Origin of the sequence: Agrobacterium sp. SORGH_AS_0440 (genome assembly GCF_031453135.1) — a bacterium.
Lineage (GTDB): Bacteria > Pseudomonadota > Alphaproteobacteria > Rhizobiales > Rhizobiaceae > Agrobacterium > Agrobacterium pusense.
The window spans coordinates 2476960-2494071 of sequence record NZ_JAVIYR010000002.1; the positions used below are offsets into that span (position 1 = coordinate 2476960).

Genomic DNA, 17112 nt, shown 5'->3' on the forward strand with positions numbered 1-17112 from the left:
CACCACCATCAAGTCTTTTGCGCAGGTAAGGCCACGTTTTTCGGTTGCGGCCACCCCTGTGCGTCGAACCGGAACAACATGTCGGACCTGGCGAAGATAAAGGCGAAGGCCATGGCCGTCCACATGCCGAGCAGCAGCCCGGCCGCCACATCGCTCGGATAATGCGCGCCGACAACGACACGTGAGACGCCGATCACAAGGGCAAGCAGAAGAAACGCCCAGCGAAAGCGCGGCATAAGCATGGCAAAGACACCGAAAAACGCCCCGGCAGCCGTGGAATGGCCGGAGGGAAAGCTTTCATAAAGATTGTCGCCGGTGAAGGGTGTGAGGCTATACGCCCCCATTTCCAGAAGGAGCTCCGGTCGCGCCCGGCCGATCAGGAACTTTAGCGTATGAACGAGAATGCTCGCGGTCCCGATTGTCAGAAAGAAATAGGAGAGAAGCCGCCACGCTGTCCGCAACCGGCCATGATAGGTCTGCGCGCTGACAACCCGCGCCGCGACATAGGCGAGAATGGCCAGCGCGCCGGTGGAATAAAGCATCCAGCGGAAAGTTCCGAAATCGGTAATCGCACGATTAAAGGATACCACTGCGCCGGGCAACGCCTGCGCGTTTTCCGAGAGGCGCGGATCAAAAGGGATAAAGGCCGCAACCAGCACAAGGCTCGCCGCAAAAATCCATCCGCTGGAAACGAGAAAACGCCGCATCAATATCCTCTCATCGTTTTTCTTGCATATGGCTTTGCCATCCGCAAAAACAATAGGCTGGCTTTGTCCTTGTTATGGCTTGTTTTCGCGGGTAGAGGCTAAGGCATATAGCCCGAAAACGTGCAGTACCTTCGGGAGAACGGCACGCCCGAAGAATTGCGACCAGCAACGGACCGACGGACTGAAAATGACGAATGCCAGTGAAATGCCCCGCAAGCTGACGATCTTGGGTTCGACGGGTTCGATCGGCTCCAATACGCTGGATGTGGTCCGTCAACTGGGCGGCAGGGGCCAATTCGAGATCGTGGCTTTGACCGGCGCCGGGAATATCGCCCTTCTGACGGAGCAGGCGCGACAATTCGGCGCGGAGCTTGCCGTCACCGCCGAGGACGACAAATACGAAGACCTCAAGTCCGCTCTCGCAGGAACGGGCATAAAGACCGCGGCAGGCAAATCCGGTCTTGAAGAGGCGGCTTCGATGGATGCCGGCTGGGTGATGGCGGCCATTGCCGGAACCCCCGGTCTCGCCCCCACGGTGACTGCGGCCAGGCGTGGCGCAGATATCGCCCTCGCCAACAAGGAGTGCCTCGTTTCGGCGGGCGATGTTTTTATACGCACGGTCAAGCAGGGTGGCGGCAGGCTGATCCCGGTCGACAGCGAGCACAGCGCAATCTTCCAGTGCCTCACGGGCGATCACAGAGAGGCTGTGGAACGCATCATCCTGACGGCTTCCGGCGGCCCGTTCCGGACATGGTCGCGCGAAGAAATGGCCAACGTCACGGCGGACGTCGCCCGCGCCCATCCCAACTGGTCAATGGGGTTGAAGGTTTCCATCGGCAGCGCGTCCATGTTCAACAAGGGACTGGAGATGATCGAGGCGAAATATCTCTTCGATCTCAGGCCGGATCAGGTTGAGGTAATAGTCCATCCGCAGTCGATCGTGCATTCGATGGTTGGCTACAGCGACGGCTCTTATATCGCGCAGCTCGGATCTCCCGATATGCGCACCGCCATTTCTTACGCCCTTACCTATCCTGAGCGCGGACAGCTGAACGTCGAACGGCTGGATTTGGCAAAACTGGCGAGGCTCGATTTCGAGGCGCCGGATGAGGCACGGTTCCCGGCACTTCGGCTGGCGCGAACCGCGCTGGAGCGCGGCGGCTTACAGGGTGCCGCCCTGAACGCTGCCGAGGAGACCGCCTTTCACGCCTTCGTCGACGGCGCCATCGGTTTCCTCGATATGGCGGACATCGTGGAAACGGTCATGGACCGGATGGATGACGGCCGCAGCGCTGGCACGATCGAAGATGTATTCGCGGCAGATGAGGAAGCTCGCCGCCATGCCGGCGAACTCATCTCCACCAAAGAAAAGGCCGCGTAAACGCGGCCCGATTTCCCTATCCGAAGAGTTTCCTTACGCCACCGCACGCGCCAGCGCACAATGCGACCAGAGTTGATGCAGCGCGCCGACCAGATGCTCGATGTCCGCGTCGCTATGCAGCGGGGTCGGGGTGATGCGCAGACGCTCGGTCTTACGCGGCACCGTCGGATAATTGATCGGCTGCACATAGACGCCGTGACTGTCGAGCAGGATATCAGATATCCATTTGCACTTGGCAGCATCGCCCACCATGACCGGCACGATGTGGCTTGGATTATCCATATGCGGAATGCCGCGCGCATCGAGAAGTCCACGCAGCTTCCGCACGCGGTCCTGATGACGGGCCCGCTCGAAAGGGCTTGCCTTCAGATGCTGGATCGAAGCAATCGCCCCGGCGGCGAGCGACGGCGGCAATGCCGTGGTGAAGATGAAGCCAGAAGCGAAGGAGCGGATGAAATCGCAGACCGCGGTGGAGCCGGTAATGTAACCGCCCATGACGCCGAAGGCCTTGCCGAGCGTTCCCTCGATGATCGTCAGGCGATCCATCAGGCCTTCGCGCTCGGCAATGCCGCCGCCGCGCGGGCCGTACATGCCCACAGCGTGGACTTCATCGAGATAGGTCATGGCGCCATAACGATCGGCAAGATCGCAGATGTCCCTGATCGGCGCGATATCGCCGTCCATGGAATAAACGGATTCGAAAGCGATGAGCTTCGGCGCGTTCGGATCAGCGGCCTGGAGCTTGGCCTCGAGGTCCTCGAGATCATTGTGCTTCCAGATCACCCGCTCACAACGGCCATAACGGATGCCCTCGATCATTGAGGCATGGTTGAGCGCGTCCGAAAAGATGATCAGGCCAGGTATCTTCTGGCCGAGCGTGCCGAGGGTAGCCCAGTTGGACACATAGCCTGAGGTGAAGATCAGCGCCGATTCCTTGCCATGGAGGTCAGCAAGTTCGCGCTCGAGCAGGACGTGATAGTGGTTGGTGCCAGAAATATTCCGGGTGCCTCCCGCACCCGCGCCACAGTGATCAATGGCGGCTTTCATGGCTTCGACAACCTTCGGGTTCTGGCCCATGCCGAGATAGTCGTTGGAACACCAGACAGTAACGTCCTTGCGTTCACCATTGGCGTTATACCGGGTCGCGCGGGGGAAATTGCCCTGCTGGCGTTCGATATCCGCAAAAACGCGATAGCGTCCCTCAGAATGCAGGCTTTGCAGTTCCGTCGTGAAAAATGCCTCGAAGTCCATGCCATGCTCCAGAATTGACCAGCTCGTTCTCTGCCTCGTTGCCGGGACCGTCAACCCTTCCGGGCTATTTTAGCCGCCACTGCGTCAATTCGCCGTTGTTTTGAACCATTCCAATAAACCGTTTATAGCCGCTCATGAAAAGCGCAAAATTGATTCACATCAAAAAAGCGGATTTTTGGAACCTTTTTTGCGCCGCGCCGTTGTTTGGGGCACAATCGATTTACGCTCGGAGGAATGCCTTAAGTGGAGGCTTCCCTAAACGACATCGAATTGTTAGTTATCTGTGGCGGTCGGAGGTAGCAGTCGCCGCAGATAAATATGGGACGCCTACCGAGCCAAAGAGCTCATTGTAACGTTGGAGAGAGTTTCATGAAAAAGGCAATCATATTTGCGCTGGTCGGCCTGTCGCTTGCAAGCTGCACGCAGACTGAAAAGGGTGCTTCGATTGGTGCCGTTTCCGGCGCCGTTATCGGTGGCGCGGTCACTGGCAACGTTCGTGGCGCAGCTGTTGGCGCAGCGATCGGTGGCGTCGGTGGTGCTTTGATTGGCAACGCTTCCGAGCCGGGCTATTGCTATTACCGCGACCAGTACGGCCAGCGTTACACGGCACGTTGCCGCTAATCGCTTCGCGAAATACCGTTGCACAGAAGCCCCGGTCATCCGGGGCTTTTTGCGTTATGGGCTGCAAAACATGTGCCGAGGGTCCTCAAAGCCGTTTATTTATGATTAAATTGCAATGTTAACGGAGAGGAAACGGGTTAGGGCGACAATAAAGGCTCAACCATAAAGCAGCTTATGCGAAGAACACGAACTAACCCGAAGACAGGTATTGCGTATCGGAAAGCTGGCACCGCGCTTGCGGTTGCTGTGACGTTCGCCCTGTATCCGGCTTTTGCGCGTGATGCCTTCGCCTTTAAACTGTTCGGCATGCGCCTGTGGGGTTCGGAAGAACCGGAGGTCGAGGTTATCAACCCCGTCAAATATGCCGTCACGCTCAACGCTCCCGACGCCGACAAATCCCTGACGGACAGCCTCGAAAACAGTTCCCTTCTTTTGGCCGACAAAGACAAGCCTGCCTCAGGCGATCTCGGACTCCTGATAAAGGCAAGGGACGACAGGGACAGGCTGATTGCAGCGCTTTATGAAAAAGCCCGCTATGGCGGTATTGTCAATGTCACCGTGGCCGGGAGGAATGTCGACGACCTGCCGCCCAACCCGGTTTTCGACCATAGCGCGCCCGTTCCCGTGGTCATAACCGTTACGCCCGGTCCCAAATTCACACTCGGCAATATCCGTCTCGAAGGCGACGTCACAGGCCGCAATCTCGAGGAATACGGCCTGACGACGGGCGGCGATGCGGGCTCCCTGGCGATCATCCGCGCCGGCAACAAGCTGATCGATGATCTGAAGGCCGAAGGCCGCCCGCTTGCCAAGCTGACGAAACGCGAGGCCGTTGCAAACCACGCGACAAACACTGTCGACATCACCATGGCGGCCGAAGGCGGCCCCGTCGCCCCACTCGGCACGGTCACCGTCACCGGTGAAAAAACCGTCGATGGGGATTTCATCCGCCGCTATTCGCGCCTCAATGGCGGCGAGCCCTATTCGCCGGAAAAACTGCGCAAGGCCGCCGATCGCCTGCGCCAGCTCGGTGTTTTTTCCAGCCTGACGATCAAGGAGGCAGGAACGCTCGCCCGCGACGGCACCATTCCGTTGACCATCGAAGTGTCCGAAGGCAAGCACCGCTATTTCGGCGTCGGCGCACAATATTCCACCACCGAAGGCATTGGTCTTCAGGGCTACTGGGGCCACAGAAACCTGTTCGGCCAGGCCGAATCTCTGCGCATCGAGGGATCGGTCTCGCGCATTGCAGAGGCATCGAGCGTGGAAGGCATGGACTATTCGGCGGGCATTACCTTTACGAAGCCCGGAATGTTCAATCCCCGCACGACATTCAAGACCAGCCTGATTGCCAAGACCGAGCATCCGGACACCTACGAAGCCAAGACGCTGACTGGGACTGCCGGTTTCAGTTATGAACTAAACGATACCGACACGGCTGCCGCGGGCCTGGAGGTGCAGTGGGCCGATACAGACGACGCCTTCGGAAAGAACGAATATCTTACCACGTCCATTCCGCTGGAATTCGTTCGCGATACCCGCGACGACAAGCTCAACCCGACCGAAGGCTTTCGTGCATCGGTGGCCGCCAAGCCCAGCTATGAGGCCCTGAACGGGACCTTCTTCTCCTCTTTCGAAGGTTCGATTACCGGGTACAAGGGGCTGGGCGCCGAAGACAGGCTGATCATGGCCGGAAAACTGTCGGGCGGCGTGCTCGTCGGCGGAAGTGACCTGCAGGACATCCCCACCACCCGCCGCTTTTATGCCGGGGGCGGCGGGTCGGTGCGCGGCTATAGCTATCAGGAAATATCGCCTTATAATGCGGCAGGCGACGCGACCGGCGGTCGCTCCTATGTCGTTGGCTCCATTGAAGCCCGCATCAAGGTCACCGACACGATCGGTATCGTACCTTTTATCGATGCGGGTGTGGTCTCGGAAGACGTGACCCCGGACTTTTCCGACATTCGCGCTGGCGCCGGTATCGGGCTGCGTTACGCGACACCCTTCGGGCCTCTGCGTCTGGATGTCGCCACGCCGCTAGACAAATACGATGGCGGCAACAGTTTCGGCATTTATGCTGGCATCGGTCAGTCTTTTTAAACGCCGCAGTCGAACACCCTTGCAACAGAGTGTAGATTACCCTTTATGAAAACGTTGATTCGATTGCTGAAATGGCTGGGCTACGCTGCCTTGTGCGGCGTGGTACTTCTGTTGCTTGCAGCCTTTTTCGTCGGTTTTACGCCGATGGGCGCGAGAATAGCCGCAAAGCAGATTTCATCGCTTGTATCGACACCCGATCAGATAATCGAGATTTCTCCGCCCAGCGGGCTTTTGACGGGGCATCTGAGGCTCGACAACGTCACTCTTTCGGATCGGCAGGGCCCTTATGCCCGCGTGAACCAGATCGCCGTCGACTGGTCACCCTTCTCGCTTCTTGCCGGCACCTTCCATGCGGACCGGGTATCGGCGGGATCGATCGATGTCCAGCGCCAACCGGTTCCGGTGGAGGAAACGACGAGCAAAAGCTCCGGCAGTTCCTCTCTGCCGATTGAAATAGCGATCGACAATTTCAGCTTTCCCGATATTCGTCTCGGCCAGCCCCTTCTCGGCCGCCCCTTTGAACTGACGGCCGAAGGCAACCTCAAGGCCGCCAGCGACGATATCAGACTGTCGCTCACGGCCCACCGGCTGAATGCCCCGGATGCGGCCGTTAACGCCGACATCGCATTTCTTCCCAACGAAAATGTCCTGAAGCTGAAAGCGGAGATGCGGGAGCCTGAGGGCGGACTTCTTGCCACGCTGCTGTCTCTGCCCGGCACACCTGCGGTCGCCATCGACCTTAACGGCGAAGGACCGCTTTCAAACTGGACCGGCAGCATGCGCGGCAACGTCGCTGGTAACCCTGTTGTCAACGTCACCGGTCGGCACCTCCTCGCGGAGGATGGCACCCGCCGCATCGAAGTTGCGGGTGGCGGCCAGCCCGATCTGCTTCTGCCGCCCGCCTTCCGGCAGCTTTTTGCCGGTGAGACAAAGCTCGACGCAAACGCCACCCTTTCCCCACAGGGGCGCATCGAAATCGGCAGCAGTACACTGGAAACCGGCACCCTGCTGCTGACGGCCTCCGGCACCATTGATCCGAACGGCCAGAACGACCTTGCCGCCAACCTCATCGGCACAGCCGGGCCCGTCGATTTTCGCTGGCCGCTGAGCGATGGGGAGGTGCAGGCCCTCATCAACGGCCTTGATCTTTCGTTAAAGGGTGGGGCAGACGCCGCACATCTTGACACGACCGTTTCCCTGCGCAGCCTCTCTTTGCCGCAAGGCAGGCTGGACGACGTCAAACTGACGGCGCAAAGCGCTGATCTCAATATCGCCGACCGGAGCGGCACAATCGCCACCGCTCTCTCCGTAGCGCAATCGTCCTTTGTCAGCCCGGATATTGATCGGCTGGTGCGTGCGCCGCTCACCATCAAGGCACCACTACGCCTGAGCCCATCCGCCATCGGCTTTGACAGCGCGACGCTTGAAAGCGCCAGCGTTGGCGGAACACTGAACGGCAGTTTCGACCTTACCGGCAACCGCCTCACCTCCAGCGTGCAGCTCTTCGCGCTGCCCGCCACCCTTCCACCGGCTCTCGCGGAAAAGTTCGACACCACCATCGCCCTCCAGGGTGATGTCGACGTGACCATCGGTGGACGCACCAGCGTTGAAAACCTCGTCGTCAAGTCGGGAACGATCGAGGCGACAGGCAATGCCGGTCTCGAAAACGATGCATTGAGCGCCAGCCTGACGGGTAAATTTCTCGCTCTTGAAAAGTTGACGCCACAGGCAAAGGGCGTCGCCGATTTTGCGATCGAGGCCACCGGCGCGCTGGCAGCGCCGGATTTCAACGTGACCCTGACTTCCGAGAGCGCAATCCTTGCCGGACGTACGCTTGAATCATTGCAAGTCAATGCGACAGGCAAGGCCGATCCCGCCGCTCCTCAGGCGAAACTTACCGCCAGCGGCAGCCTTGACCGACAGAAGATCGATGCCAACGCCGAATTGGTGCAAACCGAAAACGGCACTGCGATTCCCGAGCTGCGCGTGGCGGTAGGCCGGAATATCTTGAACGGGCAACTGCAATTCTCGCAGCAGTTTCTGCCATCCGGCAATCTTTCCTTCAACTTTCCCGACCTTGCGCTACTCGCCGCTCTCGCTGCGCAGCAGGCGGATGGCGATATTGCCGGCGACATCGCCCTTAGCAACGCCAATGGCCGGATCGCCGCGACGATCAAAGCCAATGGCAGCAGCATCCGTCAAGGCACGACAACGATCTCAGGGTTGGCAGCCGATATTTCAATAGACGACCTTCAGGCAATCGCCATCAACGGCAAGGTCAACGCCGATACCGTCAATGCCGGCGCGGCTGCGATATCTGACCTGAAAGCCACAATCGGTCATTCCGGCACAACGACGCAGTTCGACGTCAACGCGCGTTACGACAACGCACCGCTGGTGGTGAATGGCAGCGCCGAGACGGGCGGATCGCCCATGACGGTAAGACTCGACGCCTTTTCCGCCGCGCCCAAGGGCATTGCCGTGCGCCTTGAAAAACCCACCACCATTGCCATCCAGAACGGTACGGCCCGGATCTCCGATTTGACCATCATCACGGGCGAAGGACGTGTCGAGGTCAACGGCACCGCCGGGTCGACGCTTGATATCAATGCCGATATCCGTTCGCTGCCCGCAAGTCTCGCAAATGCCTTTGCCACCGGACTGGATGCGGCGGGCAGCATCTCCGGCACGGTGAAGGCCAAGGGTGCGGCATCGAACCCTGCGGTCGACTATAATCTCAACTGGGTAAATGCCGAGGTCGCGCAGACGCGCGCCGCGGGTCTCGCCGCCCTCGGCATCAAGGCGAACGGTCAATTTTCCGGTGGTACCCTTCAGATCGACACGAATGTCTCCGGTCAGGGCGGCATGGCGCTTTCAGGCGGCGGCTCGCTCGGTATCGCCGGCAATCGTCCGCTTTCGATGGCGTTTTCCGGCAGACTGCCTTTCTCAGCCGTCGCGGCACAAACAGCAGCGCAGGGCCTTGATGTGAATGGCACCGCCGCCATCGACGTGAAGATTTCCGGCAGCGCTTCCGCACCTGTCATTAGCGGCAGCATCACCACTGATGGCACGCGCCTGACCGACGTGCGCCGAAACCTCACCATCAACGATCTGGGCGCCACCATCACCTTCGACCGTGATCGTGCCGTCATCTCCCGATTGACCGGCAGGCTGGCAGGCGGTGGAACGATCTCGGGAACCGGCAGCGTCGGCATAACCGGTGGTTCGGGTTTTCCTGCCGATATATCGATTACGCTTAATCGCGCCGGTTACAACGACGGCACGCTGGTAACGACAGTGGTGAGCGGCACGCTGACGCTGAAAGGCCCGTTGCTGAATTCCCCCGTGCTGGGCGGCAACCTGACGCTGGACAGAAGCGCCATCACCATTCCGGAGAAGCTGCCGGCCTCGCTGACGGAGATCGACGTCAAGCACAAGAACGCGCCACCCAAGGTGCGCGCGCAGGCCAAGGCGCTTGGAGCCGATCAGGGCGGAAGCGGCAGCTCGTCCACCATCAATCTCGATCTGCAGGTCAATGCACCGAGCGGTATATTCGTGCGCGGTCGGGGTATCGATGCAGAACTGACCGGCAATCTGACGATCCGTGGCACGGCAGCGGTTCCGGTCATTTCCGGCGGCTTCGAAATGCGTCGGGGCAGGCTTGAAATCCTCACTCGCCGCCTTGATTTCACGACAGGAAATATCAGTTTCGGTGGCGGCCTCGTTCCGGTCCTCGACATGAAGGCGGACTCAACGGTTGGTTCAACGACCATCACCGTATCTGTTTCCGGTACCGCCAACGATCCGACCTTTGCGTTCTCCTCGGCTCCCGCTCTGCCACAGGATGAGGTGATGGCACAGCTGATCTTCGGCCAGTCCATGTCAAAACTATCCGCGCTGCAGATCGCGCGGTTGGCGGATGCCGCCGCTCAACTGGCCGGCGGGCGTTCCACATCGCTGTTCGACAAGCTCAGAAGCAATCTCGGCGTCGATGATCTTGATATTTCGACGGACTCCGAAGGACAGGCCCGTGTTTCCGCCGGTAAATACCTGAACGAAAGAACCTATCTGGAGCTGCAGCAAAGCGGCGAATCCGGCGCAAAAGCCATCATCAATCTCGACGTAGGACGCGGTGTGAAGCTGCGCGGGGAAGCGGGCGGCGATGGCGAAGGCGCAGCAGGCATATTTTACGAGAAAGAGTATTGAGATGGTTCGCATTTAGGTTTGCGAAACCATCTCGTGCTAGGAATCTTCCATTGAAGACGGAAATATTGTTTCCGGCTGTTCAGGCACCAGGCAGAACGCCAAATTCGCATTGCAAGTGTCGGTGCACTTGCGCCGGCCTCCACAGCGAGCATTGGGAAGAATTCTGATGGCAATGATTAACTCTACCAATTTTGGCGGTGAGACGCTCGAAATCATCGCATTCCGCCTGCATGATCAGGAATTCTGCGTGAAGACGACGACCATTCGCGAAATCCGCGGCTGGGCGCCTTCGACGCCTATTCCCCACGCACCGAAAGACGTCATCGGCGTCATGAACCTGCGCGGCTCTGTTATCCCGATCATCGATCTGGCTCACAAACTCGGCATGAAAAGCACCGTTGCCAATGAGCGCAGCGCAATCGTAGTGGCCGAAGTGCATAACATGGTCATCGGCATGCTGGTGGATCGCGTTTCAGACATTCTGACGATCCCGGCAAACCAGGTCCAGCCGGTTCCCGAAATTTCAGCCTCCTTCGACAAGTCCTATTCCGAAGGGATCATCGCCAACGAACATGGCATGATCTGCTTCCTGAACCTTGCGAAAATGTTCAAGGGCACTGAAGCGGAAGATCTCGCGGCCTGACAAGGTCTGCGCAGGCCTCGCTGAAGAATGATAAGGAACAATCCAGACCGCCGGAGCACCTGCCGGCGGTTTTGTTTTTTCTTTCACGCATTTTATTAAATAAGAACATTTTAATATTATAGATATCTAATATTAACGCCATAGATCAGTACCGCGCCGGTAAGCCTATTACGCGGGCCGATACCTGACCCAGGGCCAACATAGAGAAGTGCCTGCATTGCTGCCTTCGGCGGCAAAACCTGTTCGGTGTTCAACGTGATATGGCGTGGACCGCATCTTCTTTGCGGCTTGCCGCGCCGTGGGCTGACTTTGGGGGACTTGTAATGCTGGGGTTAGGAAAAAGCGCAGACAGTAGAAATATGCTCGATGCGATATCAAGATCGCAGGCGGTCATCGAATTCGATCTCAAAGGTAATATCCTCACCGCAAATAAGAATTTCTGCGCGGCACTGGGTTATGACCTCACAGAGATCGTCGGTAAGCACCACCGCATATTCTGCGACAGCGAGCTTGCCGCGTCTCGCGCCTATCAGGAATTCTGGGACTCTCTCGCCCGTGGCGAGTTTCAGGCCAGGGAATTTCGCCGTATCCGCAAGGACGGCTCGGTGATCTGGATCGAGGCCTCCTACAACCCGGTTTTCCGTTCGGGCAAGCCCTATAAAGTGGTCAAGATCGCAACAGATATCACCGCAAAAAAGATCACGGCCGCGGAAGATGCGGGCAAACTGGAGGCGCTCTCCCGCTCGCAAGCCACCATTGAGTTCTTTCCTGACGGTACGATCATCACCGCCAATCCAAACTTCTGCGCTGCGGTGAACTATGACCTCAAGGAAATCGAGGGCAGGCACCACCGCATGTTCTGTGATCCTGCCTATGCCGCCTCGCCCGCCTACGCAAATTTCTGGCAACGACTGGCATCAGGCGAATTCATCTCGGACGAGTTTGTCCGCTACGGGAAGAACGGCAAGGAAATATGGATCCAGGCCGCCTATAATCCGGTTGTCGATGAAACCGGTAAAGTGGTGAAGGTGGTGAAATTTGCCACCGACGTCACACCGCGCATGAGCGCCATTCGCATGCTTGCAGATGCCCTGCGGGCGCTGGCCGAAGGCGACCTTGTACAACGCCTCGACAACAGCTTCGTGCCCAGCATGGAAAAACTGCGGGCAGATTTCAACGAGGTCGTCGCCAAGCTGCAGGCCACGATGCAGACAATCGCGCACAATGCCTCGACAATCGCATCCGGATCCGGCGAAATCCGCATCGCCGCCGATCAGCTCTCGCAACGCACCGAACAGCAAGCCGCCTCACTGGAGGAGACCGCTGCGGCGCTGGAGGAGATCACCACCACCGTAACCGATGCAAGCCACCGCGCAGGTGAGGCCGGTAAACTGGTGCTGCGGACAAGAGAACATGCCGAGCATTCCGGCGACATCGTTCAGCAGGCAATTTCCGCCATGGATGCGATTTCGAGGTCCTCGGGCGAAATCACCAATATCATTGGCGTTATAGACGACATCGCTTTCCAGACCAATCTCTTGGCTCTCAATGCGGGCGTTGAAGCAGCGCGCGCCGGGGAAGCGGGCAAGGGGTTCGCCGTCGTCGCACAGGAGGTCCGGGAGCTCGCACAGCGATCCGCCGTTGCCGCCAAGGAGATCAAATCCCTCATCAACACCTCTCGCGAGCAGGTCTCCAACGGCGTGGATCTGGTGGGCAGAACCGGCGACGCCCTGCGGGACATCCAGTCGCAGATGGGCGAGATCGACACTAATGTCTCGGCCATCGTTGAAGCATCCCGCGAACAGGCGAACGGTCTCAGGGAGATCAATCAGGCCGTCAACGTTATGGATCAGGCCACCCAGAAAAACGCTGCGATGGTAGAAGAAACCACCGCCGCCAGCCACGGGCTCGCTACAGAAGCGGAAAATCTGCATGAATTGCTGCGGCAGTTCAGAATCGCGCACGACACGTCACCCGCACGCCCCGTCGACAAGAAACCAGCCGTCCTCACCAGGCTGCCGGTGCCGCAACCGCGATATGCTGCTTTACCAAGGTCTCATGGAAACGCAGCAGCCGAATGGGCGGAGTTCTAAGGGTCTCTCTGAAGTCTGAAGGCCGTCGGGAACGGCGGCCTCTACGTTATAAAATGATACGATCCGCCCTGGTGAAGATCTCAAAATCTTCACCCCGCACGAGTGCGACAAGGGTGATACCCGAGCTTTCAGCGGTTTCGATGGCGAGCGCGGTGGGTGCGGAAATCGCCGCCAGAATGGGACTGCCAAGGATGGCGGTCTTCTGGACCATTTCTACCGACAGGCGGCTGGTCACAACCACAATGCCGGCATTCGGCGGCAGGCCTGCATTGACAACTGCACCTGCAAGCTTGTCGAGCGCATTATGGCGACCGACGTCTTCACGAACAGCAAGCAGCCCCTTTTGAGGATTGTAGAAACCCGCGCCGTGAACCGCTCTCGTTTCGCGATTAAGGCTTTGCGCTTCATTCAGTGCTTTCATCGCAGCAACAATATCATCCCCGTAGACGGAGAGTTCAGAGCCGCTCAGGACCGGGACCACTCGGACCGCCTGTTCTATCGACTCGATGCCACAAAGACCGCAGCCGACAGGGCCTGCCATATGCCGCCGTCTCGCCTTGAGCGCATCCGCATTGGCATCCTGCAAATCCACCTGAACGTCGAAGCCCTGCCCCGCCTCGATCACCTCGATTGACCGGATTTCCGCCCGTGTGGATATGATGCCTTCCGTCAGACTAAATCCGACCGCAAAATCGACAAGATCTGCGGGGCTGGCCATCATCACGGCATGGGTGCTGCCACCATAGGAAAAAGCAACCGGCACTTCCTCGGGCACCGCTCTATCGCCCTCGATCAGGGTCCCTGACCGCAACGCGGTTCTCGCGACCCCTCTGTAGCTCGCTTTTGCCGACACGCCGATCACTCCTCCATCACCAAATCTGCTTCGTGTTGCGCACCCGAGCAGCATTTCTTCGGGATATCACATCTAAACGAAAGCTCTGAAAATCGGAATCGGTTTCCGAGGCTGCCCGGTTGAAACGCAATCGTTGAAGCGCGCCTTTGCTAGACTCATGTTCCGTAGGCGATAATTGATGCAACCCGGTCAACGTGATTTTGAAGCTTATGTGGGCAGGCTGAGGACGACGAAGGCAATCGTACCCGCTGACCCGTTAAGCAGCAGGTCAAAACAAAAAAAGCGACCGAGACGGCCGCTTTCTGGTTCGGATTTTTTGTGGGCAGTCATTCTTTCGAACCCGCCCGGTGCTTTCAAGCAGCGACGAGAACCTCATGCAGGTTCGTCAGTTCGTAAAGGTGCTTTTCAAGCTTCGTCAGATGCTCGTGGTGATGATTGCCTTCTTCGATTTCGGCCTTGGCCGCATCGATGCGACGCTGCAACGTGTCGGGAGACATGTCATCGGCCGAAACCGCGGATTCGGCAAGAAGCGTGCAGCCGGTCGGGAGAATATCCGCAAAGCCACCGAAGACGACATATTTATGCGTTTCACCAGAAGCGAACTTCACCGTTACCAGACCCGGCTTGATCGTGGTCATCGTCGGCGCATGGTTGGCCAGAACGGTCATTTCACCCAGCGTGGCCGGGATGACGACTTCCGTAACCGTTTCGGAAACGAGCAGACGCTCCGGGGAAACGAGATCGAATTTGAAACTGTCAGCCATGGCTATTCACTTCTTTTCAATTACGCGGGCGTCACGGACTTGTCTGTTACAACGCCGACAAAGCCTTATCGGTTTCGCCACCATTGTCGGCAAGGCGCGCGGCTGAACCACGCGCCCGCCAATTTCTGATCAGGCAGCTTCGGCAGCCAGCTTCTTGGCCTTTTCAATGGCTTCTTCCATCGAACCGACCATGTAGAAGGCAGCTTCCGGCAGGCTGTCATATTCACCGTTGACCAAGCCCTTGAAGCCCTTGATCGTGTCTTCGAGCGCAACGAGCTTGCCCGGCGAACCGGTGAAGACTTCGGCAACGAAGAACGGCTGCGACAGGAAGCGCTCGATCTTACGGGCGCGGGCAACCGTCAGCTTGTCTTCTTCCGACAGTTCGTCCATGCCGAGGATGGCGATGATGTCCTGAAGAGCCTTGTAGCGCTGCAGGGTCGACTGAACCTTACGAGCCACTTCATAGTGTTCTTCGCCGACGATCATCGGGTCGAGCATGCGCGAGGTGGAGTCGAGCGGGTCAACGGCCGGATAGATACCCTTTTCAGCGATCGAGCGCGACAGAACCGTCGTGGCGTCCAGGTGGGCGAACGAGGTAGCAGGAGCCGGGTCGGTCAAGTCGTCGGCGGGGACGTAAATGGCCTGAACCGAGGTGATCGAACCCTTGGTCGTGGTGGTGATGCGTTCCTGCATCTGGCCCATGTCGGTTGCCAGCGTCGGCTGATAACCCACGGCCGAAGGAATACGGCCGAGCAGAGCCGACACTTCCGAACCAGCCTGCGTGAAGCGGAAGATGTTGTCCACGAAGAACAGAACGTCCTGGCCTTCGTCGCGGAAGTTTTCAGCGATCGTCAGACCGGTCAGAGCGACGCGAGCGCGGGCGCCCGGCGGTTCGTTCATCTGGCCGTAAACCAGCGCAGCCTTGGAGCCTTCGCCGCCGCCGAGCTTGTTGACGTTCGATTCGATCATTTCGTGGTAGAGGTCGTTACCTTCACGGGTACGCTCACCAACGCCGGCGAATACCGAGTAACCGCCGTGTGCCTTGGCAACGTTGTTGATGAGTTCCATGATGAGAACGGTCTTGCCAACGCCGGCGCCGCCGAACAAGCCGATCTTACCACCCTTGGCGTAAGGAGCCAGAAGGTCGACGACCTTGATGCCGGTGACGAGGATCTGTGCTTCGGTCGACTGTTCGACGTAAGCAGGAGCGTCCTGGTGGATGGCTCGCTTGGAAGCGGTCACGATCGGACCAGCTTCGTCAACCGGCTCGCCGATGACGTTCATGATACGGCCGAGCGTTTCCGGACCAACCGGAACGGAAATCGGAGCGCCGGTGTTCGAAACGCTCTGACCGCGAACCAGACCTTCGGTCGAGTCCATGGCGATCGTGCGAACGACGTTTTCACCGAGGTGCTGCGCGACTTCCAGAACCAGGCGGTTGCCGTTGTTCTCGGTTTCGAGCGCGTTCAGGATCGGAGGCAGTTCGCCTTCGAACGCCACGTCGACAACAGCGCCGATAACCTGGGTAACCTTGCCCGCGCCGTTCACCGCTGCGGTTTTCTTGGGGGTAGCTGCCTTAGCCATTATCCTTACCCTCTTTCCTTACCTCAGAGCGCTTCCGCGCCCGAAATGATTTCAATGAGTTCCTTGGTGATCTGAGCCTGACGCTGACGGTTGTAGGACAGCGTCAGCTTGTTGATCATCTCACCGGCATTGCGCGTTGCGTTATCCATCGCGCTCATCTTGGCGCCCATTTCACCGGCAACGTTTTCGAGCAGAGCCCGGAAAACCTGAACCGAAATGTTGCGCGGAATAAGGTCTTCCAGAATAGAAGCCGCATCCGGCTCATATTCATAGACGGCGTTCTGCGTTGCTGCATCCTCTTCCACAACAGGCGTTGCGGCCGGAATGAGCTGCAGGCCGGTCGGGATCTGGCTGATGACGGACTTGAATTCCGAATAGATCAGCGTGCAGACATCGAACTCACCGGCGTTGAAGAGCGAGATCACCTTCTTGGCGATCTGGTCGGCATTTTCGAAACCAACCTTCTTCACGTCGCGCAGCTCGATGCGCTCGATGATGTTGGCAGCAAATTCGCGACGCAGGGCGTCGTAACCCTTCTTGCCGACCGTGATGATCTTGACCGTCTTGCCTTCCGAAATCAGCTTGCGGGCGTGATCGCGGGCAAAACGGGCGATTTGCGAGTTGAAACCGCCGCAAAGACCACGCTCAGCCGTGCAGACGACGAGCAGATGCACGTCGTTCTTGCCGGTGCCGGTCATCAGCGCCGGAGCAACGTCCGCCTCGACCGCATTCGCGATGTTGGCAAGAACGGCGCTCATGCGCTGAGAATAAGGCCGGGCGGCCTCCGCAGCTTCCTGGGCGCGCCGAAGCTTCGCCGCGGCGACCATTTTCATCGCCTTGGTAATCTTCTGCGTCGCCTTTACGGAGGCAATGCGGTTTTTCAGATCCTTTAGTGAAGGCATCCGTTAT

General features: G+C 58.5%; 12 protein-coding genes. 6 read left to right on the forward strand and 6 right to left on the reverse strand.

What is annotated here, in order from left to right:
* Positions 1-8: 8 nt before the first annotated feature.
* A complete protein-coding gene (locus QE453_RS21380) occupies positions 9-707 on the reverse strand; it encodes a phosphatase PAP2 family protein (protein ID WP_244456026.1) in 699 nt (232 codons plus the stop codon).
* Positions 708-894: 187 nt separating this feature from the next.
* Here QE453_RS21380 and dxr point away from each other — a divergent pair, with 187 nt between their 5' ends.
* A complete protein-coding gene (gene dxr / locus QE453_RS21385; protein WP_244456027.1) occupies positions 895-2088 on the forward strand; it encodes a 1-deoxy-D-xylulose-5-phosphate reductoisomerase in 1194 nt (397 codons plus the stop codon).
* Positions 2089-2121: 33 nt separating this feature from the next.
* Here the strand turns inward: dxr and hemA are convergent, their stop codons facing one another.
* Positions 2122-3339, reverse strand: a complete 1218-nt coding sequence (hemA, locus tag QE453_RS21390; RefSeq protein ID WP_136882850.1) for a 5-aminolevulinate synthase — start codon at positions 3337-3339, stop codon at positions 2122-2124.
* 369 nt (positions 3340-3708) lie between these two features.
* On the opposite strand from hemA, the gene QE453_RS21395 reads away from it, so the two are divergent.
* From QE453_RS21395 to QE453_RS21415, 5 genes are all read left to right on the forward strand, one after another.
* The gene (locus QE453_RS21395) at positions 3709-3960 is read left to right on the forward strand and encodes a YMGG-like glycine zipper-containing protein (protein ID WP_004443753.1); all 252 of its coding nucleotides are present in this window, start codon (positions 3709-3711) and stop codon (positions 3958-3960) included.
* 174 nt (positions 3961-4134) lie between these two features.
* Entirely contained in the window at positions 4135-6060 is a 1926-nt protein-coding gene (locus tag QE453_RS21400) for an autotransporter assembly complex family protein (protein WP_309777953.1), read from the forward strand.
* 45 nt (positions 6061-6105) lie between these two features.
* Positions 6106-10266, forward strand: coding sequence for a translocation/assembly module TamB domain-containing protein (locus QE453_RS21405; RefSeq protein ID WP_037090236.1), 4161 nt, complete (start codon positions 6106-6108; stop codon positions 10264-10266).
* Positions 10267-10432: 166 nt separating this feature from the next.
* The gene (locus QE453_RS21410) at positions 10433-10909 is read left to right on the forward strand and encodes a chemotaxis protein CheW (protein WP_003504949.1); all 477 of its coding nucleotides are present in this window, start codon (positions 10433-10435) and stop codon (positions 10907-10909) included.
* Positions 10910-11232: 323 nt separating this feature from the next.
* Positions 11233-13002, forward strand: a complete 1770-nt coding sequence (locus tag QE453_RS21415) for a methyl-accepting chemotaxis protein (RefSeq protein ID WP_112765624.1) — start codon at positions 11233-11235, stop codon at positions 13000-13002.
* Positions 13003-13048: 46 nt separating this feature from the next.
* On the opposite strand, the gene fdhD is transcribed toward QE453_RS21415, so the two are convergent.
* From fdhD to QE453_RS21435, 4 genes are all read right to left on the reverse strand, one after another.
* Complete coding sequence (gene fdhD / locus QE453_RS21420) at positions 13049-13864, reverse strand: formate dehydrogenase accessory sulfurtransferase FdhD (RefSeq protein WP_142186772.1); 816 nt, start codon at positions 13862-13864, stop codon at positions 13049-13051.
* Positions 13865-14208: 344 nt separating this feature from the next.
* On the reverse strand, positions 14209-14619 hold the full coding sequence (locus QE453_RS21425; RefSeq protein WP_004443766.1) for a F0F1 ATP synthase subunit epsilon: 411 nt from the start codon (positions 14617-14619) through the stop codon (positions 14209-14211).
* A 129-nt stretch (positions 14620-14748) separates the two neighbouring features.
* Positions 14749-16203 (reverse strand): F0F1 ATP synthase subunit beta, encoded by a 1455-nt coding sequence (atpD, locus tag QE453_RS21430; RefSeq protein ID WP_004443768.1) that lies wholly within the window; start codon positions 16201-16203, stop codon positions 14749-14751.
* Between the two features lie 23 nt (positions 16204-16226).
* Complete coding sequence (locus tag QE453_RS21435) at positions 16227-17105, reverse strand: F0F1 ATP synthase subunit gamma (RefSeq protein ID WP_004443770.1); 879 nt, start codon at positions 17103-17105, stop codon at positions 16227-16229.
* Positions 17106-17112: the final 7 nt, after the last annotated feature.